Source organism: Flavobacterium sp. HJJ (assembly GCF_015351475.1).
Classification (GTDB): Bacteria; Bacteroidota; Bacteroidia; order Flavobacteriales; family Flavobacteriaceae; genus Flavobacterium; species Flavobacterium marginilacus.
In genome coordinates, this window is sequence record NZ_JADKPR010000005.1 from 1 (window position 1) to 23,035 (window position 23,035).

Sequence of the window (23,035 nt, forward strand, 5' to 3'; positions counted from 1 at the left end):
TTTGTATTTTACTATTATCTCTTTATTTTGAATTGTTATTGTTTTTCTGTGGAAACAATATGCTGAACCTGATAATTCGTTATCAGGTTTTTTTATAAATGGTTTAAATTTATGTTATTTGTGCAGAGCATTAATCTTTTAAATATAATGGAATGAAAAGTTTAAAAATATTTTTTTTATTATCAATGATACCTTTGTTTGCTTTAGGACAAAAAAAGCAGAATCTATCTGTTATTGCTTATTATATGGGTGATGACAAACAGATTGATGAGTTTGATTCTTCCAAATTGACGCATATTATTTTTAGTTTTTGTCACCTGAAAGAAGGGAAATTAAGTGTAGATACTCCAAAGGATTCTTTAGCAATTAAAAGATTAGTTTCTTTAAAACATAAAAATCCTGATCTTAAAATTATGCTGTCTCTAGGAGGCTGGGGCGGTTGTGAACCCTGTTCGGAAGTTTTTTCAATTGCTGAAAAAAGAGTAGCTTTTGCTAAATCAGTAAAAGAAGTTAATAATTATTTTAAGACTGACGGCTTAGATTTAGACTGGGAATATCCTGCAATCGAAGGTTATCCTCAGCATTTATATCAAAAAGGCGATAAAGAAAATTTTACTGCTCTAGTTGTATTGCTTCGTAAGGAATTAGGAACAAAAATTGAACTAAGTTTTGCAGCAGGAGGTTTTCAAAAATATTTGGATGAGTCTGTAGAATGGGAAAAAGTAATGCCATTGGTAAATCGTGTCAATATAATGAGCTACGATTTGGTTAATGGATATTCTAAAGTTACAGGTCATCATACTCCTTTGTTCAGTACTAATACTACTGAGGAATCAACAGATCGAGCAGTAGACTATTTATTAAAGTTGGGAATTCCTGCTAATAAATTAGTAATTGGAGCAGCCTTTTATACCCGAGTTTGGAAAGAGGTTTCAAATGTAAATAATGGATTATATCAATCGGGCATTGCTTCAAACGGAATTAATTTTAAAGATTATGAAACAACTTTTACAAAAGAAAAAGGATGGAATTATTTTTGGGATGAAAAAGCTAAAGCTCCCTATTGGTACAATGAAAAAGAAAAATTATTTGCAACTGGAGATGATATTGCTTCTGTAAAAGAAAAAACAAACTACGTCATAGAAAAGAAATTGGGCGGGATAATGTTTTGGGAACTTACGTTGGATAAAAAACAAAATGGAATGGTTGATGCTATTGATAACTTGAAAAAATCCAGATAATAGTAAAGGCAAAATTTGCGATTTAGGATTTGTAATTCGTCACGGCATTCGCATTTTAAAAAGATAAACACGAATTTCACCAATTAACACTAATTCTTATCAAAAATGAAATCAAATTTTACAACTTTTACAGTTTCGAATATTTTGTGTAATTAGACAGCAATCTTAATTAGTGTAATTAGTGTCAGAAACTTTTAAAAGCGAATGCCGTGGTAATTCGTATATCTCATATCGTAATTCGTAATTTTTTCATACTTTTGCGCAAAATTTTAATAAAGAGACATTCATGTTAACAGTCAATAATTTATCAGTTCAGTTTGGTAAAAGAATTTTGTTTGACGAAGTAAATACAACCTTCACACACGGAAATATTTATGGAGTTATTGGAGCCAATGGTGCTGGAAAATCAACTTTTCTTAAAATAATATCAGGTGATATTGATCCAACTTCGGGACATATTCATCTGGAACCAGGAAAACGTATGTCGGTTTTGAATCAGAACCATAATATGTTTGATGAACATACAGTGCTGGAAACCGTAATGATGGGTAATAAAGTTTTGTATGCTGTTAAGACAGAAATGGATGCCCTTTATCTTGATTATAATGATGCAAATGCGGATAGAATAGGGGAGCTTCAGGTACAGTTTGAAGAAATGAACGGCTGGAATGCCGATTCTGATGCAGCAGCAATGTTGTCAAACTTAGGAATTACTGAGGAAAATCATTATACATTAATGAGCGATATGGAAGGAAAAATGAAAGTGAGAGTGCTTTTGGCACAGGCGCTTTTCGGAAATCCTGATTTATTGATTATGGATGAGCCAACCAACGACCTGGATTTTGAAACCATTGCCTGGTTAGAAAATTTCCTGGCAAACTATGAGAATACAGTAATTGTAGTTTCTCACGACAGACACTTCCTAGACTCAGTCTGTACTCATATTTCAGATATTGATTTTGGGAAAATTAACCACTATTCAGGAAACTATACTTTTTGGTATGAATCCAGTCAATTAGCGGCAAAACAGCGTGCGCAGCAAAACAAAAAAGCAGAAGAAAAGAAAGCGGAACTGGAAGAATTTATTCGTCGTTTTTCTGCGAATGTGGCAAAATCAAAACAAGCTACTTCTCGTAAAAAAATGATTTCGAAACTGAATATTTCAGAGATCAGACCGTCAAGCCGCCGTTATCCTGCAATCATTTTTGATCAGGATCGTGAAGCTGGAGATCAAATTTTGAATGTACAAAACTTAAGTGCTTCTATTGATGGAGAGACTTTGTTTAAAGGCGTGGATTTAAATATGGCCAAAGGCGATAAAATTGTGCTTTTTTCAAAAGATTCACGTGCTACAACAGCATTTTATGAAATATTAAATGGTAACCAACAGCCGGATTCTGGAGAATTTGACTGGGGAGTTACCACAAACCAAGCGTATCTGCCGGCAGAAAACCATTCGTTTTTTGAAAATGACTATACATTGGTAGACTGGTTGCGCCAATGGGCAAAAACAGAGGAAGAGCGTGATGAAGTTTACATTAGAGGTTTCCTTGGTAAAATGATTTTCTCTGGTGAAGAAGCTTTAAAAACGAGCCGTGTATTATCAGGAGGAGAAAAAGTTCGCTGTATGCTTTCCCGAATGATGATGGAAAGAGCTAACATCCTGATGCTGGACGAACCAACAAACCACTTGGATCTGGAATCAATTACGGCGTTCAACAACTCATTGAAAAACTATAAAGGTTCGGTTATTTTTACAACACATGATCACGAATTTGCTCAAACTGTTGGTAACCGTGTGGTTGAATTGACTCCAAACGGTGTTATCGACCGTTATATGACTTTTGATGAATACCTTGATGATGAGAAAATTCAGGAACAAAGAAAGAAAATGTATAATATTTAAACACTATAGATAAGCCCGTTACTTTAAAAATAACGGGCTTTTTTCTGTCTTATTTTCTGCAGAGAAATTTACTGATGAAATAAATTATTATCGCAGTAATAATGATGACAATAAATATGCCGAATCCCATTCCCGCCTTAAAAATACCGGGTATAGCTTCACAGCTTGTAAATGAAAATAGCACTAAAGCAAGTACCAAAATTCTGTTGATTATATTTTTATTTTAATTGATGATTTTATAAAGTTTATATTTTTAAAAACATTCATTGTGATATGGATATGTATCTGAAAACATTTTTAGCTTTTGATAGAAAATTAAGATATTTTTGAAAAAAACAATTTTCTATTATAACTATGTCAGACAGTACTTTGAATTTTAAAGCTCCGCGGATTGAAGTTGTGGACGTATTGAGAGGTTTTGCAATTATGTCCATAATGTTGTTGCATAATATCGAGCATTTTGATTACTATAATTTTCCGGAAGCTTTGCCTGAGTGGATGAAGGTTTTGGATAAAATAATCTGGGAAACCTTATTTTTTCTTTTTGGCGGAAAATCGTATGCAATTTTTGCTTTGCTTTTCGGTTTTAGCTTTTATATTCAAAATGACAACCAAGAAAAACAAGGAAAAGATTTCAGAGGCAGGTTCTTGTGGCGTTTACTGCTTTTGTTAGGATTCGGATTCATAAATACTATTTTTTATGAAGGCGATATTCTGATGATTTATGCGGTGATGGGAATTGTCCTGATTCCTGTCTGCAGATGGAACGATAAGGCAGTTTTTATTGCAGCTGCTGTTCTGATGTTACAGCCTTTGGAGTGGATGCGGTATTTTTATCTGTTGCTGCATCCGGAATATGTTCCGGGTTCAAGCTGGTCTGATGGTCTTTATGACAGTATGGGCAATTATATGAAAAGCAGTTCATTTTTGGATTATACAATTGGAAATGTTACTATTGGGAGATTTGCATCTATCTTTTGGTCTTGGGAAAATGGGCGCTTTTTTCAAGCTCCTGCTTTATTTTTGTTTGGACTGTTAATGGGGCGCAAAAAACTTTTTATTGCATCAGCTGAGAGTAATTTATTTTGGAAAAAAGCTATGCAGTATGCTTTTCTGCTGTTTGTTCCTTTGTTTACCCTGAAAAATTTTTTATCACAGATTATTGAGCGAAAAGAAGTTCGAAAAAGCCTTCACATAATTATTTCTTCTTGGTCAAATGTTGCTTTTATGATCTTTATGGTGTCAATTATAGTACTGTTGTATCAAAATGAGTCAATACGTAATTTACTTGCCAAATTGATTCCTTTTGGCAAAATGAGTATGACCAATTATATCATGCAGTCTGTTGCCGGTTCTTTTATTTATTATCGTTATGGCTTGGGAATGGTTGAATATACTGGGGCGACATACAGTTTGCTGATTGGAATCACATTGTTTATTCTGCAGCTCTCATTCTGTACCTGGTGGCTAAAAACGCATAGGCAGGGACCATTGGAATATCTTTGGCATAAAGCAACTTGGATTTAGTTTTTTTTTAAATTGATAGACGTAAAAAGGTTGCCAGATGTTTCAGCTTTTTTTGATCCTCATTCTTAAACTAGTGGCTAATGGCTAGGAATTAAACAATTACCTTTTTAGAAATAATTAATATATTTTCTGGTCGGGCAATGAATAAATCCTAATGTGGAATTTGTATATTTGCTTGACCAAACCAGCGGCTGTTTTAAAATCGGATGACGCATTTAAAAACAGACTTTTACGTTGTTTTAATCCAATAAAAATTAATAATTGCACAGATATGAATCAAAAAGTGTTACTCAATTCAAAAGAAGTCAATATTATTTTGAATCGTTTGGCTTGCCAGTTAATTGAAAAACATCTTGATTTTTCCAATACTGTTTTGATAGGAATCCAGCCCAGAGGGACATTTTTGGCTAAGAGGTTAAAAGAATTATTGGAAAAGGAGTATCACTTGTCTAATATTGCTTTGGGATATTTGGATATTACTTTTTTTAGAGATGATTTCCGAAAAACCAATAAGCCTTTGGAAGCCAATAAAACTCAGATTGATTTTTTGGTTGAGGACAAAAAAGTAATCTTCATTGATGATGTATTGTACACAGGGCGCAGCATTCGTGCAGCTTTGACCGCCATTCAGTCTTTTGGAAGACCAGCCGGAATTGAGCTGTTAACATTAATTGACCGCCGTTTCAGCAGGGATCTGCCTATTCAGCCGGATTATCGCGGGCGTCAGGTGGATGCAATTAACGGCGAAAAAGTAAAAGTCTGCTGGGTAGAACAGGATAAGGAAGATGGTGTTTATCTGGTTACTAATTAAGATAAAAATGATTATGGTTAATTATTCATAGTTTGTTGTTCACACGCAGACGAACAATAAACAGCAAACCATAAACCACAAACAAAAAAATATAAAAAAACAATGAGCGAATTAAGTGTAAATCATTTATTGGGGATAAAATACATAAACGAAAATGATATTAATCTGATTTTTGAGACTGCCGACCATTTTAAAGAAGTTATCAATAGGCCAATAAAGAAAGTGCCTTCGCTGCGGGATATTACTATTGCTAATATTTTCTTTGAAAACAGCACACGGACAAAATTATCTTTCGAATTAGCTCAAAAACGGTTATCTGCTGATGTTATCAGTTTTTCGGCTGCTCAGTCATCGGTTAAAAAAGGAGAGACTCTAATTGATACAGTTAATAATATACTTTCAATGAAAGTGGATATGGTAGTAATGCGGCATTCAAATCCAGGAGCCGCTTATTTTTTATCCAAAAATGTAAAAGCAAGTATTGTAAATGCGGGTGACGGTGCACACGAACACCCTACACAAGCCTTGTTAGACAGTTATTCTATCAGAGAAAAATTAGGTGATGTTGCCGGCAAAAAAGTGGTTATCGTTGGCGATATTCTGCACTCCAGAGTAGCACTTTCCAATATATATGCTCTGCAGAAGCAGGGTGCCGAAGTCAAAGTCTGCGGTCCAAAAACGCTTATTCCAAGGTATATCGAATCACTTGGAGTAACAGTTGAGCCAAATTTACGTAAAGCACTTGAATGGTGTGATGTAGCAAATATGCTTAGGGTGCAGAATGAACGTATGGATGTTAATTTTTTTCCTTCGACGAGGGAGTATGCACAGCAGTATGGGGTGGATAAAGCATTATTGGATTCCCTTAGTAAAGAAATTGTAATCATGCATCCGGGGCCTATAAACCGCGGGGTTGAAATTACAAGTGATGTAGCCGATTCCCAGCAATCCGTAATTTTGAATCAGGTAGAAAACGGTGTGGCTATCAGAATGGCAGTTATTTATCTTTTAGCATCAAAAATTCAATAGAGAACATGAAAGTTACCGAAAAAGGACATACAATTATAATTAAAGATACGGAAGGAAATATTGCTGAATTTCTGGAGAAAGTGGACAGCCAATACAACAGTTTCAAAGACTCTAATCTCATTTTAGATATTTCGAATGACAAATCGGTGGATGTGAAATCAATCAAAATTTTTTCTGATTTGATTAAGAAACATAAAAAAGGAAAAAAATCTCTGGTTTTTGTAATTACCGATATCGATTACAACAAAGTTCCAGCTTCTATTACAGTTGTGCCAACCCAATTGGAAGCTCACGATTTAATTCAAATGGATGAAATTGAAAGGGACTTAGGTTTCTGAAAAAAATGTTTAAACGTTTAAGAGTGTTGATGATTGAACGTTATCAATTTTGCGTTGAACAATTTTAAATCAATTTAAACAATCTTAAACAACTTTATTAATTAAACATAAATTGAAACTCACTATTCTTGGCTGTTATGCCGCTACACCGCGTACTTTGACCAATCCTACTTCCCAGGTTTTGGAAATCAAAAACAGACTTTTTTTAATTGACTGCGGTGAAGGAACTCAGGTACAGCTGCGTAAAAACAAATTAAAGTTTTCAAAAATTAATCATGTGTTTATTTCTCATCTGCACGGGGATCATTTTTTTGGTCTGGTTGGTTTGATATCAACTTTTGCACTTTTGGGAAGAACAAATGATCTGCATATTTACGGACCAAAAGGAGTAAAAGAAATCATTGATTTACAATTAAGATTGTCTAATTCATGGACTAATTATCAGTTGTTTTTTCATGAACTGGAATCGAAGGAAAGTGAAATTATTTTTGAAGATGAAAAAGTAATTATCAAAACAATTCCGTTAAAACATCGCGTTTATACTAATGGATTTTTATTTCAGGAAAAAATAGGGGAGCGCAAACTTGATCTTCATGCCGTTCAGGATTTTGAAATTGACACCTGTTATTACCAGAATATAAAAAATGGAAAAGACATCACTCTTGATGACGGACGGGTTATTGCCAACAGCAAATTAACTTTTGATCCAGATCCCGCTTTGAGTTATGCTTTTTGTTCGGATACCAAATACAATGAAGACATAATTCCAATAATTGAAAATGTTTCTGTGCTGTATCATGAATCTACATTTTTAGATTCAGAAGAAAGTCTGGCTTCCAAAACAATGCATTCGACAGCAAAAGAAGCCGCCAGAATTGCTTTGAAAGCCAATGCAGGGCAATTGATTTTAGGACATTATTCTACCCGATATGACAGCATTGAGCTATTTAAAGAGGAAGCAGAAACTATTTTTAAAGAAGTTTTATTAGCCGAAGACGGCAAAAGTTTTGAATTTTAAATGGATAGTTAGATTTCTAGATTTTAAGACTGTTAGATGCTGAACGTGTTAAAGAACGGTTTTTTGTAAATCTAATATTTTAAAAGTCTAATAATCTAAAACTCCAATAATCTAATAATCTAAAAAATGAGCGATTTAAGCAATTATAGAAAATCTTACGGGAAAAGCGAATTATTAGAATCTTCCATTCCAGAAGATCCGATAAATCTTTTTAACAGATGGTTTCATGAGGTCGAAGATTTTGAAGGAAGCGGTGAAGTTAATGCAATGACTGTTTCCACTATTGGATTGGATGGATTTCCTAAATCACGTGTCGTTTTATTGAAAAAATTCAGCGAAGAAGGATTTACTTTTTACACTAATTATAATTCTGAAAAGGGCAGGGCTATAGCTAATAATCCAAATGTATGTCTTTCTTTTTTTTGGGAAGGCATGGAACGTCAGGTAATTATTAAAGGAATCGCTCAAAAAACTTCCGAAAATAACTCGGATGGTTATTTTGAATCTCGGCCAGAAGGCAGTAAGCTGGGAGCTATAGTTTCAAATCAAAGTGAAGTAATTCCTTCCAGAACCTATCTTGAAGAAAATTTAAAGCAATTAGAAAAAGATTTTGAAGGAAAAGAAATCCTGCGCCCTAAACATTGGGGTGGATTTTTAGTCACACCATTTGAGGTTGAATTTTGGCAGGGAAGGCCAAATCGTCTGCATGACCGTATTCGATATAAAATGGTTGAAGATTATTCTTGGAAAATTTCCCGCTTAGCTCCATAAATATAAGAAAAATATATCGTAATTGTTTATTTTACTGCATTTTATCGGTTTTATTTTGTAATTCAAAGAATTGTTAGTTTATTTGTTTTAGAGATTTATAAAGTTTTAACATTAAAGGAGTTTCCCCAATCTACTTTAAAATATGCTAACCGATATTATGAAATTGAAGTATTTACGTTTTTCTTTTTTTGCTGTAGTTTTGTGTTTTTTGGTTTCCTGTGCTGCTGAAGAGCTTCCTGAGGAAAGTGCTTCTGATGCCCCTGCTGTTGTTTTGACTTATGATTACTCTTCTATAGAATTAGAGACGATGAATTTGATAAATGATTATAGAGTAAGCAAAGGTTTGAAAGCTTTAGAAAAAATTAATCATGTTTCATATAAATCAGAAGAACATGATGAATATATGATTGCGAACAATGTTGTAAATCATGATGATTTTGATGCCCGTTCAAATAATATTATGAAACTTTTAGGAGCTAAAAAAGTAAGTGAAAATATAGCATATAATTATAACAGCGCAAAAGGTGCTTTTGATGCTTGGTTAAAAAGCGAAAGCCATAAAGAAAATATTGAAGGTGATTTTACTCATTTTGGCATTTCGATAAGAGAAAATCCTGTTAATGGTAAAAAGTATTACACTAATATATTTGTAAAAATCTAATAGAAATAATTTATAATAAAACTTTAAAAAAAAAACTACCCTTTGCGGGGTAGTTTTTCCGTTTTTAGGATTAGGAAATTTTAGAGGGCTGTTATTATGAATTCACTGCGTCTGTTTTGCTGGTGTTCTTCTTCTGTACATTTTACGCCGTCAGTACAGTGATTAACTAATTGGGACTCACCGTAGCCTCTAGAGCTTAATCTGTTTGGACTGATTCCGTTTTTAATTAACCATTCTCTGGTTGATTTAGCTCTTCTCTCAGAAAGTCCTTGATTGTATTTAGAAGATGCCCGGCTGTCGGTATGGGAACGGATATCTATCATCATGTTTGGATACTGCCCCATTACATCTAATATTTTAGCTAAATCCAATGTGGCTTCAGATCTGATATCTGATTTATCCAAATCAAAGTAAATCCATTTGATTCCAAAACATTTGCCTAAATCATCGCCAACTGCGACTTTGCATAACGCTTTTTCAAAGGCCAGATCCAGATGGGCTTTACAGTCATCTTCTTTTATAGAAACGGTTTTTTCGGTAGTGGCAAAATCTTCTTTTTCGGCTCTTACGCTATAAGTACCGGTGTTTTCTACATCAAATGAATACTGTCCGTTCTGATCGGATTCTGTTGTGCTTACAGCCTTGTGCAGGTCATTATAAAGAGTGATTTTTGCATTAGGAATCATTTGAGAATTAACAGATTCACTAATGGTCCCATTTAATTCTGGTTTACATTTTCTTTTAAGTCTTTTGGTTTCCAAAAACTGGTAAATATCATCATAGCCTTTTCCGCCCGGTCTGTTTGATGATAAAAATCCAATACGGCTTTTTGTATTTATCAAATAAGCAAAATCATCTTGAGGAGAGTTTGCATCGGAACCGACATTCATTACCTCATTGTATGTGCCATCCGGGTTTATTGTGGCTACAAATATATCGAGACCGCCGAGCCCGGGATGTGTGTCTGAAGCAAAATAAATTTCATTTTCATCGGATACAAAAGGAAAAGTTTCTTTGCCGGGAGTATTGATTACGTTTCCCAGATTTACTGGTTTTCCATAAGTCCCGTCACTGTTTATGCTTACTTTATAAATATCGGATTCACCAAATCCTCCAGGCATATCCGAAACAAAATACAATGTTTTTTCATCAGGACTTAGTGAAGGATGTGCTGTACTGTAATTATTACTGTCAAAAGGGAGTTCTGCTACATTTGTCCAGTCATTTTTTTCAAAACTTGCTTTGTATATTTTAACTAAAGTAATTTTGCTTTCATCTTTTCCTTTTTTTCCATCCAAATAATTATTTCGGGTAAAATACATTGTTTTGCCATCTTTGGTAAAAACGGCACTGGCTTCATGAAATTTTGACCGCACTGCTTTGGAAAATTTTTCTGCTTTTTGAGGTATCAATGAATCATTGGATAAGCTTGACTGATATAAATTTGTAAAATACTGATCAGTCCACGTATGTTTTCTTTGACCTAAGCTTCCAGTATCCCGTGATGAAGTAAAGACTAATTTACTGTCATTGTAAAAGGAGCTTCCATAATCAGAATATTTAGTATTGATTCCGGCATCTTTCATTTTATATCTGCCGGAATTTGCTTTTATCTTGTCCATGTAATTTACTTCCTTGCTGTAATATTCCCCTTTGCCTTGGTTTCCGGTTTTTTGATTGTAAACTGCCATCATTTCTTTTGCCTTATCATCCTGTCCAATAGATTTTAGGCAGAAAGCATATCGGTAATAATATTCTGGATCAGCATCTGTTTTTAAGGCAAATAATTTTTCGTACCATACGGCAGCTTTGTCCAGTTCGGAATTAAAAAAATAAGCATTGCCTATTTTTTGGTACATATCTGGAGATTCATACCCTTTTTTAGCAACTCTTTCATACGTTTTTATGGCATCGATATAAGCATAGCTGTCGTATTTTTTATCTGCACTCGCTATTTTTCCTTTTTGAGCATATATAGATACTGCAAAAAGATTGAGTATAGTCAGGTAAAGTATTGCAATGTTTTTCATAATCGTTATTTTTAGAAATCTATAAATTGGATTTTGTCAGTATTACTGTCTTGACGTAATACTAGATAACTGATTGAATTTTTTTAAAAATTCTTCGGACTTTTGAATGTTTCCTGTTGCTTTTAAAACAATAGAATAGCGGTAATAAAAGTCTGGTTCCAAATTATCAGTGATGCTGAATAATTTGCTGTAGCATTTTTCAGCTTTTACAAATTCGTCATCAAAGAAATATGCATTGCCTAGTTTTTTCAGCATTTCTACAGATTCATATCCTTTATCTGATACTCTTTCGTAGGTTTTTATTATATTGATATAAGCAACGGAACTTTCCTTTTTTGGAGTATCTGATATTGTAAATGAGGCTGATTTTTTCATATTCATTGACGTGTCGGCTTTGAGCACCGGCTCATCATACTGGATCTGTTCTTCATTTTCATAAATAACAGTTATGACTCTTGTGCCGTTAGGGCCTAAATCATACGTATTTATCATATCTGGACTGGTTACATCATATTCACTTTTATAACCGCCAAATTTCAAAGAAACGGTTTCTACCACGTGATAACACTTTATCTTTCTTACAGTGGCATTAGCCTTAATGCCTGCTGCTGAAAAGGCTGTTTTTGACAGCTTTGCTTTTTTCTCATTTAATACTATCTGGCTTTGCACCGGCCAGTAATTAAATGATGATAAACTTACAACCACCATATAAAGGAGCATCTGACTTTTCATGATATCTGTTTTTATATTTTTATATCTAATCCATTTCATTCTGCTAAACTTTTTGTTTTAGAAGAATCTAGGAGTTACCATTTTGCTGTTTTTTTGGAATATTTCATAACGCAGGTATATCTCATGAGATCCAGAGTTATAATTATCCAGTGCGGTAGTCTCAAAATCATAGGAATAACCCATGTAGAAAGCATCTGAAATCTGAAAGCCAGCCATTGCGCTCACCGCAGCACTCCATCTGTAGGACATTCCTAGTGTTAATTTATCAATGAACATAAAATTGGCAGAAACATCGACCTGCAGGGGAGAGCCTTCAACCAGTTTGGTCATAAAAGCAGGTTTGAATTTAGCTGTAGGAGACAGATCAAAAACATATCCTCCGATTAAGTAGTAATTTATTTTTTCTTTATAAACAGCTACTTCATTATCATTATAAGCATTTGTTTCAAGTAGACTTGGCATCGAAAATCCAATGTAAGCTTTGTCTGAATGAAGATAAATACCAGCACCAATGTTAGGTGAAAAATCATTTTTAAAGTTTTGAAAAGAAGGATCTGTCTGATCGCCGGGATTCAGTTTATTTATATCTATGCTGAAAAGATTTGCGGTTGCTTTAATTCCAAATGAAAGATTAAACGATTCAGACAAAGGAATAGTATATGAAATGTCTGCTGAAATTGAATTGGAAGTTGAAGGGCCTATTTCATCATTTACAATTGAAAATCCTGCTCCTAGTTTAGTATTATTGAAAGGAGTATTTACAGATATTGTATTTGTAACCGGTGCACCATCAAGACCAACCCATTGTGTACGATGCAGCGCAAAAAAGCTTAATGCTCCTCTAGAGCCTGCATATGCTGGATTTACATTTATTGTGTTATACATATATTGAGTGTATTGAGCATCTTGCTGCGCAAAACCTGCAATGGCTGTAAACACCATAACGATTGAGAATAGTTTTGTTTTCATAATTCGTTTTTTGTTGGTTTACAATGGCTATTTTTTATGATAGCTGAGTTTTGAGGATATATCTTATTTCATGTTGTTTTTTTAATAAATAAGAAGCTTTACTCTGAGCCTTGTAGGGACTCAGAGTGTTTTTTGCTGCTTATTTTACTAAATACAAATAGCCGTCTTTTTTGATATTTTGAGTTTGGCCTACACCGTCAACGGTATCGTAGCTGATGATGTAAAAGTAGGTTCCGGTAGGTAAGCCTTCATTTTTATTGACCGTTGTTCTTCCTTCTGATCTGCCTCTAAAAGCATTGCCGGCATTATCATAATTTTCTCTTTCAAAAACCAAAATTCCCCAGCGGTTGTAGATTTCTACTTTGACGTTTTTGTAGCAGGCGTTATCTTCTAGGTTTTCGATCTGGAAGTAATCGTTTTTGCCGTCTTCATTAGCTGAAAGCGCATTATGAATAATGATATTTTTACATGGGAGTACTTTACAGTCATCATTGATGCCCATAGTAAGGAATATGCTTCTTGGACAGTTGCCGCCAATTTTGTATTCATATTTGTATTGGCCAATAGGTATTCCGATTGCGTTTAGAAAATTGCCAGTTAGTCCTCCTGTATTATCGGTATCAACCCAGCTTCCGTTAACTGCTGTGCCTTCAGGCAACAAGCTGTTCAAATCAATAGGAGTTGTGTCGGCATTACAAAATGCTGAACCGTTAATTGTAACAGGTTCAATTCCTGCAATATTGATTGTAATAGTTGATGTAGAGCAGTTTGTTGGATTTGCTGCTTCACAAATCTGATAGTCAAATGTATATTGCCCAGCAGCTACACCGTCTTTGAAGGAAATAGCGCCATTTGTATCTATATCAATGAATTGAGCCAAACTGGTTAGTAGTTTAAATTTTAAATCACTAATATTTGCAGGAGCACCATTGAGTAAATCATTGGTCAGCGCGTTTCGCACTTCATTGGCAATAGAACATTGAGTTACACTATAAGTATCTGGATTTGCTTTTATTACAAGCGGGATGTTGGTAACGTTAATAGTAACAATTGCAGTATCACAATTACCATTATCTGCTTTTTCACATATCTGATAGGTCAAAGTATAAATTCCGGTAGGAGTATTTGCTTTTATATCAACAGAACCGTCTGTGTTTAAGGTTATGCCTCCTTTTGGATCAGGAACCAAAACTGATAAGGTAACATCTGCTGGATTTAAGGCTAGAGTGTTTAACGTATCGTTTTTAAATACAGTTACAATGTTTTTAACACCAGTTAATCCTTCAAGTGTAGCAGCAGCGTCATCAGCAGCATTAATTGTAAATGTCGGTCTAGATGTACAGAATGGATCTGCCGGCGGATAACTTACTGTGATTGTCTGGCTTGGATTTAATGTAAATGTTATGTTGGCAGTTGGTCTAAGACCTTCAAAGCCATCAGCTGTTTCACTCCATTTTCCATCTGCAAAAACCCACCCAGGCCAGTCGGTGCCGTTTCCATTTTGATCTACTGTAGCTCCAGGCCATAATACTTTACCGTTTAATGGCAGATTAGTCATTGTTGCAATTACATTATTATTGCTGTCAGCCCAAGTTAATGTCAATCCATTTACTGGTGTGAAATTATCTGCGGTTGCTGTATAACTGAAGTAAGGAACATCATTGATACAGATTGCTTCACCCGATATTTTCATAGTTGGAGCCTCTATAGTAACAGTTACAGTGGCAGTATCACAATTGGTGCTGTTTAATTTTTCACAAATTTGATAAGTCATTGTTTGTATACCGACAGGTGCATTCGCTAATACATCTATTGAACCGTCAGGATTCATCTGTAAGTATGGATTTGATGTTACACTTGTTAAAACTACATCAGTAGGATTTACAGCTAGTGCATTCAAAGTGTCATTTGTGAAAACGTTAATAACATTTGCTGTAATTTGATTAACACCTACAACTGTTCCAGCATTGTCATCGACAGCATTAATTGGATTCGTATTTTCGTTAACAACTGCATCGTCTGTAGCACTGACAGGAGTGTTATTTGGAGTCAATCCATCAGCTGTGGCGACATTGGTAATGGTGCCTTTGTTTAAATCCTCTTGTGTTACTGTGTAGCTTTGTGAATATTCAGAGCTTGCGCCCGGTGCTAAAACTTCAATAATTGTATCCAATCCTGTTAATGGATCTTTAACATCTATCTGATGTAAAGTTACATTACCAGTATTTTTTATATTTATCGTATAGTTTATTACATTTCCAACAGCGCTAAAACTAGTGGTTGCCGCAGTTTTTACAACAGTTAATCCTGGATTAATACAAAAAGTAATTACATTAGGATTGTTATTGGTCGATAAGTTGCCAGATTGGTCGGTTACTACTGCATTATTTGGTGCGGTACCATTAACAGTAGCCTGATTGGTAATAGTTCCATTATCAATATCGGCTTGGGTTACACTATAAGTGGCTTTATAGATCCAAGTTTCGTTAACCTCTAAAATACTGTTACTGTTGGCATCACCGCTTTGTAGTGCAATTGCAGATAATCCAGCATGCGGATCAATAACAGCTACATTGTGTAAACTTACATTTCCAAGATTAGTCACAGTAAAGGTATAAGTTACCACACTGCCTACTGCTAGAGATGCACATCCATTTTCACCAGTCGCAATGTCATTGTTTTTAACTAAAGCGATTCCAGAATTAGTACAGATAGGAATTACATTAGGATTATTATTTGTTGGCAGATTACCAGATTGGTCGGTTACTATTGTATTATTTGGTGCAGTACCATTAACTGTGGCCTGATTGGTAATAGTTCCATTATCAATATCAGCTTGGGTTACATTATAAGTGGCTTTATAAATCCAAGTTTCGTTAACCTCTAAAATACTGTTATTGTTAGTATCACCGCTTTGCATTGCAATAGCAGATAATCCGGCATGAGGATCAATAACAGCTACATTGTGTAAACTTACATTCCCAGTATTAGTAACGGTAAAGGTGTAAGTCACTATACTGCCAACTGCTAGAGAAGCACATCCATTTTCACCAGTCGCAATGTCATTGTTTTTAACTAATGCAATGCCTGGATTAGTACAGATAATAATTACATTCGGAGTATTATTTGTGGATAAGTTGCCAGATTGGTCTGTTACTGCTGCATTATTTGGTGCGTTACCATTAACTGTGGCCTGATTGGTAATAGTTCCATTATCAATATCAGCTTGGGTTACATTATAAGTGGCTTTATAAATCCAAGTTTCGTTAACCTCTAAAATACTGTTATTGTTAGTATCACCGCTTTGCATTGCAATAGCAGATAATCCGACATGAGGATCAATAACAGCTACATTGTGTAAACTTACATTCCCAGTATTAGTAACGGTAAAGGTGTAAGTCACTATACTGCCAACTGCAAGAGTCGCGCATCCATTTTCTCCAGCTGTTATATCGTTAGTTTTAACTAAAGCGATACTTGGATTGGTACAGATAGTAATTACGTTAGGAGTATTGTTAGTGGATAAGTTACCAGATTGGTCGGTTACTACTGCATTATTAGGCGGAGTGCCATTAACAGTGGCCTGATTGGTAATAGATCCGCTGTCAATGTCAGCTTGAGTTACATTGTATGTGGCTTTATAAATCCAAGTTTCGTTAACCTCTAAAATACTGTTATTGTTAGTATCGCCGCTTTGCATTGCAATGGCAGATAATCCGGTGTGTGGATCAGCAACAGCTACATTGTGCAGACTTACATTTCCAGGATTAGTCACAGTGAAAGTATAAGTCACCACACTGCCAACTGCTAGAGCAGCACATCCATTTTCTCCAGCTGTAATATCATTGGTTTTAACTAAAGCAATTTTAGGATTGGTACAAATTGGAATTACATTAGGAGCATTATTAGTGGATAAGTTACCAGATAAGTCAGTTACCGTAGTATTATTAGGCGAAAGACCATTAACAGTGGCTTGATTGGTAATAGTTCCAGTATCAATATCAGCTTGGGTTACACTATAGGTTGCTTTATAAATCCAGGTTTCGTTAACCTCTAAAATGCTGTTATTGTTAGTATCACCGCTTTGCATTGCAATGGCAGATAATCCGGCATGAGGGTCAGCAACAGCTACATTATGTAAACTTACATTTCCAGGATTAGTCACTGTAAAAGTATAAGTTACTACACTGCCAACTGCTAGAACAGCGCATCCATTTTCTCCAATAGTTATATCATTGGTTTTAACTAAAGCGATTTTAGGAGACTGAGTCAGCTGTGTAATAGTACAATCAGGACAGTCGGGTTTAATTGGACAGGAAGTACATGGAGTAGGGTCAGAAGAAGTATCTGTTACAGGATTACTGTTTGGATCTTTGGAGGTTACAGTTGCCAAATTGTAAACATAACCAGTGTCAATATCTCCCTGAGTGATAGTGTGTGAACCGGAGAATGCAGCTGAATCAGTAGCTCCAACTGCCAATACTGCTATTGGTCCACCGGTAATCACTGCATTGTTATCAGTAACAGTAACATTAGTTAATGTCACGTTTCCAGTATTTTTGACTACAAAATTATAAGTAACTACGTCTCCAACATTTGTAATTCCATCATGATTACTATCTACATAAGTACCATCTTTTGTAATTGTAATTTCAGGGAATTGAATTAATAGTGTTTCAGTAGGAATGTCATTATCAATAGCAGTTCCAGATACATCTGTTACATTTTTATTTTCAGTATCTTTTCCTAAAGCTGTGGCTGAGTTTATTACTTTTCCAGCATTAATGTCATTCTGTGTCAATGTATAAGTACCGGTTACAGTATTGTTTGCAGCTCCTGCAGCAATTAAAGCTATTGGATTTCCGGTAATATTTATTGCACCAAGTAAAGGGTCACTGATAATTACATTTGTTACATCTACATTTCCTGTATTGGTTACTGTAAATGTGTAATTCACTTTTTCGCCAGCCTGTGCAAAACCATCTCCATTGGTATCAATGAAAAGACCTTTTTTAACAAGGGCAATTCCAGATTCAGTAATAGTGTATTGTTTGTTTATTATACATCCTTTAGCATCTTTTATTTCCACAGAATAAGTGCCTTTTGGTAAATTACTTAAATCTTTTGTTGCAGTAAGATTTGACCAAGTATAAGTGTAAGGAGAAGTGCCTCCTATAACAGTTTGAGCGATAGAACCATTACTGCATCCTACGCAGTTATTGTTATTTATAATTACTGCGGAAGCGCTTAAAACAGCTGCTGGCTGAGTGATTGTTACTACCTGATTTGTAGTACATCCGTTGGCGTCTTTTACAGTAATAGTATAAGAGCCAACTGTAAGACCTCCGAAAGTACCGCTGGAAACAAATGTTGTTCCGTCTTTAGCATAAGTATAAGGCGAAGTTCCGTTGGCTCCGGCCACAGTTACACTGGCAGTACTGTCTCCAAAACAAAACACATTAGTCTGTGCAGTGATGGATGCTGTAAGTGCGGCTACAGGCTGTGTGATAGTCACTGGCTGAGTTGTAGTACACCCGTTAGCATCTTTTACAGTAATAGTGTAAGATCCGGCTGTAAGACCGCTGAAAGTACCGCTGGAAACGAATGTTGTTCCGTTTTTAGAGTAAGTATAAGGACTGGTTCCGTTAGCTCCAGCTACTGTCACGCTTGCAGTACTGTTTCCAAAACAAAGTACATTCGTCTGTGCAGTAATGGATGCTGTAAGTGCAGCCGCTGGCTGAGTGATAGTCACGGCTTGAGTTGTAGTACAGCCATTAGCATCTTTCACTGTGATAGTGTAAGGACCTGCTGTAAGACCGCTGAAAATACCGCTTCCGCTAAAGGTTGTTCCGTCTTTGGAATAGGTATAAGGCGAAGTTCCATTGGCTCCTGCCACAGTTACACTTGCAGTATTGTTTCCGAAACAAAGCACGTTGGTCTGTGCAGTGATCGATGCAGTAAGTCCAGCTGCCGGCTGAGTAATAGCCACGGCTTGTGTTGTAATACATCCGTTAGCATCTTTTACAGTAATAGTATAGGGGCCTGCAGCAAGACCGCTGAAAGTACCGCTTCCGCTAAAGGCTGTTCCGTCTTTGGAATAGGTATAAGGTGAAGTTCCGTTAGCACCAGCTATTGTTACACTTGCAGTACTGTTGCCGAAGCAAAGTACATTAGTCTGTGCAGTAATAGATGCTGTAAGTGCGGCAACTGGCTGGGTGATACTCACGGCTTGAGTTGTGATACATCCATTAGCATCTTTTACAGTAATAGTATAAGGACCTGCTGTAAGACCATTGAAAGTACCGCTGGAAACAAAGATTGTTCCGTTTTTTGAATAGGTGTAAGGAGAGGTTCCATTAGCACCTGCTACTGTTACACTTGCAGTACTGTTTCCGAAACAAAGAACATTAGTCTGAGCTGTTATAGATGCAGTAAGCGCTGCTGCTGGCTGAGTAATCGTTACTGATTGATTTGTAATACATCCATTGGAGTCTTTTACAGTGATAGTATAAGCCCCTGCAGCAAGACCGCTGAAAGTACCGCTGGAAACAAATGTTGCTCCGTTTTTTGAATAGGTGTAAGGAGAGGTTCCATTGGCTCCTGCTACTGTTACGCTCGCAGTACTATTTCCGAAGCAAAGAACATTAGTCTGTGTAGTGATCGATGCAGTAAGCGTCGCATCTGGCTGTGTAATAGTCACGGCTTGTGTTGTAGTACAGCTGTTAGCATCTTTTACGGTGATAGTATAAGAATCTGCTGAAAGACCGCTGAAAATACCGCTTCCGCTAAAGGTTGTTCCATCTTTGGAATAAGTATAAGGCGAAGTTCCATTGGCTCCAGCTACAGTTACACTGGCAGTACTGTTTCCAAAGCAAAGCACATTGGTCTGTGCAGTAATGGATGCGGTGAGTGCAGCTAAAGGCTGTGTAATAGTTACGGCTTGAGTTGTGGTACAGCCATTAGCATCTTTTACGGTGATAGTATAAGAACCTGCTGTAAGACTGTTGAAAATACCGCTTCCGCTAAAGGTTATTCCATCTTTGGAATAGGTATAAGGTGAAGTTCCATTGGCTCCAGCTACTGTCACACTTGCAGTGCTGTTTCCGAAGCAAAGCACATTAGTCTGTGCAGTGATGGATGCTGTAAGCGCCGCAGCTGGCTGTGTGATAGTCACTGCCTGAGTTGTGGTACAGCCATTGGCATCTTTTACTGTGATAGTATAAGGGCCGGCTGAAAGACCGCTGAAAGTACCGCTTCCGCTAAAGGTAATTCCATCTTTAGCATAAGTATAAGGCGAAGTTCCATTGCCTCCTGCTACTGTTACGCTCGCAGTACTGTTTCCGAAGCAAAGTACATTAGTCTGTGCAGTAATGGATGCTGTAAGCGCCGCTGCTGGCTGTGTGATAGTCACTGCCTGAGTTGTAGTACAGCCATTGGCATCTTTTACTGTGATAGTATAAGAACCGGCTGAAAGACCGCTGAAAGTGCCACTTCCGCTAAATGTAATTCCGTCTTTAGCATAAGTATAGGGAGAAGTTCCGTTAGCTCCTGCTACTGTTACGCTTGCAGTGCTGTTGCCGAAACAAAGAACATTAGTCTGCGCAGTGATCGATGCAGTAAGCGCCGCATCTGGCTGTGTGATAGTCACTGGCTGAGTTGTGGTACATCCGTTGGCATCTTTTACAGTAATAGTATAAGAACCTGCAGTAAGACCGCTGAATACACCGCTGGAAACAAATGTTGTTCCATCTTTAGCATAAGTATAAGGCGAAGTTCCATTGGCACCAGCTACTGTTACACTTGCAGTACTGTTTCCGAAACAAAGCACATTAGTCTGTGCAGTGATGGATGCTGTAAGCCCAGCTGCCGGCTGAGTAATTGTTACGGCCTGAGTTGTGGTACATCCGCTGGCATCTTTTACAGTGATAGTATAAGAACCTGCAGTAAGACTGCTGAAAGTACCATTTCCGCTAAATGTAATTCCGTCTTTAGCATAAGTATAAGGAGAAGTTCCATTGGCTCCTGCTACAGTTACACTTGCAGTACTATTTCCGAAGCAAAGCACATTGGTCTGTGCAGTGATGGATGCTGTAAGTGTGGCTGTTGGCTGAGTAATAGTTACGGCCTGAGTTGTAGTGCAACCGTTGGCATCTTTTACTGTAATAGTATAAGAACCGGCAGTAAGACCGCTGAATACACCACTTGAAACAAAAGTTGTTCCGTCTTTAGCATAAGTATAAGGTCCAGTTCCGTTGGCTCCTGCTACTGTTACGCTCGCAGTGCTGTTGCCGAAGCAAAGCACATTGGTCTGTGCAGTAATGGAAGCAGTAAGTGCCGCTGCTGGCTGAGTAATAGTTACGGCCTGAGTTGTAGTACATCCGTTAGCATCTTTTACAGTAATAGTATAAGGACCTGCTGAAAGACCACTGAATACACCGCTTGCTACAAAAGTTGTTCCGTCTTTAGCATAAGTATATGGCCCAGTTCCGTTGGCACCTTCAATAGTTACACTTCCAGTGTTATTTCCAAAACAAAGCACATTGGTCTGTGCGGTAATAGATGCTGCAAGCGCAGTTGCTGGCTGAATAAGAGTTACTGTCAGTTCTTGAGAAGGACAATTATTTGCGCCTTTTACAATTACTTTATATACTCCAGCTTTTAAACCTGTCTGATCTTCTGCTGTTGCATTAACTCCTGTTCCTGTCCAGGCATATGTGTATGGAGCGCCGCCACCGCCTGCAGGAGTAATGTTTATTGCGCCGGTAGAAGCATTATTACACAAAACATCAGTTTGTGTAAAAGTTACAGTCGCAGCTTGTGAGACTGTTACTGTGGCCTCACTTGTTACAATATTACTGCCGCTGCATAAACCGGAATTTGAAAAAACAGCTCTGTATTTAGTGGTGGCAGTTAAATTTGTGGCTGTCAAAGTTGTTGTAGTATTGGCTATTGGTGACCAAACTGTAAACGGGCTTACTGAAGACTGCCATTGGACAATTGAAGAACCGCTTGCAAGACCGCTGACTGTTAAAACGGTGCTGTTTGTTCCAGAGCATACTGTAGCATTAGGACTAACAGAACCTTTTAAAGGAATTCCAAATGTCAAAGCTGTATTGATACATCTGCTTGAACTGGCTGAGTTACCGCTAACTGATGATAATTTGGAGATAGTAATTACACCAGGGGTATTTATATCACAAATATTATAATTAAAAGCTCCAAATGGAATATTAAATTCTAAAAAAGTACCAGAACCAGGACTGCAGATATTGCCGCTATAAGCAGCAAGTCCATTATTGACAGGAAGCGGTGTTAAAACATTTCCTGCTCCTGAATATAAATTAAAAGTAGAAGCATTTGAATTAATTTCAAGAATATAATCGGCACCGGCTACAGTCAATGAGCCTCCAAAAGAATCCGTGGTTAATCCTGTTGAAGCGTTGCTGTCTGTATCTAAATATAGTCTGAAAAGAGCTGCACCTCCATTACCAATATTCATACCAAGTCGTAATACCTGATTGCCGGTATCTACTTTAGCATGAATCGTCCCAATTTGACAGGTAGATGAAGGACTGGCGCTTAATACCTGATTAAAAACTACACCTGTACCATATTCATCTCCTGAAGCTCCAGGAGCGGGACAGTAATTACCGTCAGCAATATCTTGTCCATACGTACTGCTGACAGTTACCAATAAACAGAATGAAATAAGTAGTGATTTTATCGAAAAAGTAAAAAATGTTTTCATTTTGGATTATTTTAAGGTTAATAACCTAAATAGATATGAGAAAAAAATCTAAGTAATTATTCTATAGGGAAGCAAACAGAAACCCACACCAAATGAGTAATTACTTTAAAGCATTACAATCAGTTAGCAAAAAGAATGAAATTATTTGTACAGAATCAATATATTGAGATGTACAATGTGCAGTATGTTTCTTCTGGCGGGGCACCTTTTATTTTTCTATTTTGATCTGCCTGGAGCAGAATAAAAACAATTTT

General features: G+C 36.5%; 13 protein-coding genes. 9 read left to right on the forward strand and 4 right to left on the reverse strand.

Features of this window, described 5'->3' with window-relative positions; translation table 11 throughout:
- Nucleotides 1-152 precede the first annotated feature (152 nt).
- The 9 genes from IRZ80_RS05400 to IRZ80_RS05440 all read left to right on the forward strand — a co-directional run bounded on the left by IRZ80_RS05400 (nt 153) and on the right by IRZ80_RS05440 (nt 9,302).
- Complete coding sequence (locus tag IRZ80_RS05400) at nt 153-1,241, forward strand: glycoside hydrolase family 18 protein (RefSeq protein WP_194640543.1); 1,089 nt, start codon at nt 153-155, stop codon at nt 1,239-1,241.
- Between the two features lie 286 nt (nt 1,242-1,527).
- Complete coding sequence (locus IRZ80_RS05405) at nt 1,528-3,147, forward strand: ABC-F family ATP-binding cassette domain-containing protein (RefSeq protein WP_194640544.1); 1,620 nt, start codon at nt 1,528-1,530, stop codon at nt 3,145-3,147.
- A 354-nt stretch (nt 3,148-3,501) separates the two neighbouring features.
- Nucleotides 3,502-4,674: a DUF418 domain-containing protein gene (locus IRZ80_RS05410; RefSeq protein ID WP_194640545.1), complete on the forward strand. Its 1,173-nt coding sequence runs from the start codon at nt 3,502-3,504 to the stop codon at nt 4,672-4,674.
- Nucleotides 4,675-4,945: 271 nt separating this feature from the next.
- Complete coding sequence (gene pyrR, locus IRZ80_RS05415; RefSeq protein ID WP_194640546.1) at nt 4,946-5,485, forward strand: bifunctional pyr operon transcriptional regulator/uracil phosphoribosyltransferase PyrR; 540 nt, start codon at nt 4,946-4,948, stop codon at nt 5,483-5,485.
- A 102-nt stretch (nt 5,486-5,587) separates the two neighbouring features.
- Complete coding sequence (locus IRZ80_RS05420; RefSeq protein ID WP_194640547.1) at nt 5,588-6,514, forward strand: aspartate carbamoyltransferase catalytic subunit; 927 nt, start codon at nt 5,588-5,590, stop codon at nt 6,512-6,514.
- 5 nt (nt 6,515-6,519) lie between these two features.
- Entirely contained in the window at nt 6,520-6,852 is a 333-nt protein-coding gene (locus tag IRZ80_RS05425; protein ID WP_194640548.1) for a ribonuclease Z, read from the forward strand.
- 112 nt (nt 6,853-6,964) lie between these two features.
- Nucleotides 6,965-7,870, forward strand: coding sequence for a ribonuclease Z (locus IRZ80_RS05430; RefSeq protein WP_194640549.1), 906 nt, complete (start codon nt 6,965-6,967; stop codon nt 7,868-7,870).
- A gap of 126 nt (nt 7,871-7,996) precedes the next feature.
- On the forward strand, nt 7,997-8,641 hold the full coding sequence (pdxH, locus tag IRZ80_RS05435; protein ID WP_194640550.1) for a pyridoxamine 5'-phosphate oxidase: 645 nt from the start codon (nt 7,997-7,999) through the stop codon (nt 8,639-8,641).
- Nucleotides 8,642-8,783: 142 nt separating this feature from the next.
- The gene (locus tag IRZ80_RS05440) at nt 8,784-9,302 is read left to right on the forward strand and encodes a CAP domain-containing protein (RefSeq protein WP_228520813.1); all 519 of its coding nucleotides are present in this window, start codon (nt 8,784-8,786) and stop codon (nt 9,300-9,302) included.
- Between the two features lie 80 nt (nt 9,303-9,382).
- Here IRZ80_RS05440 and IRZ80_RS05445 read toward each other — a convergent pair whose 3' ends face one another.
- The 4 genes from IRZ80_RS05445 to IRZ80_RS05460 form a co-directional block, all read right to left on the reverse strand.
- Nucleotides 9,383-11,332, reverse strand: coding sequence for an OmpA family protein (locus IRZ80_RS05445; protein WP_194640551.1), 1,950 nt, complete (start codon nt 11,330-11,332; stop codon nt 9,383-9,385).
- Between the two features lie 42 nt (nt 11,333-11,374).
- A complete protein-coding gene (locus IRZ80_RS05450; RefSeq protein ID WP_194640552.1) occupies nt 11,375-12,103 on the reverse strand; it encodes a tetratricopeptide repeat protein in 729 nt (242 codons plus the stop codon).
- A gap of 18 nt (nt 12,104-12,121) precedes the next feature.
- A complete protein-coding gene (locus IRZ80_RS05455; RefSeq protein ID WP_194640553.1) occupies nt 12,122-13,033 on the reverse strand; it encodes a type IX secretion system membrane protein PorP/SprF in 912 nt (303 codons plus the stop codon).
- 139 nt (nt 13,034-13,172) lie between these two features.
- The gene (locus IRZ80_RS05460; protein WP_194640554.1) at nt 13,173-22,781 is read right to left on the reverse strand and encodes a gliding motility-associated C-terminal domain-containing protein; all 9,609 of its coding nucleotides are present in this window, start codon (nt 22,779-22,781) and stop codon (nt 13,173-13,175) included.
- Nucleotides 22,782-23,035: the final 254 nt, after the last annotated feature.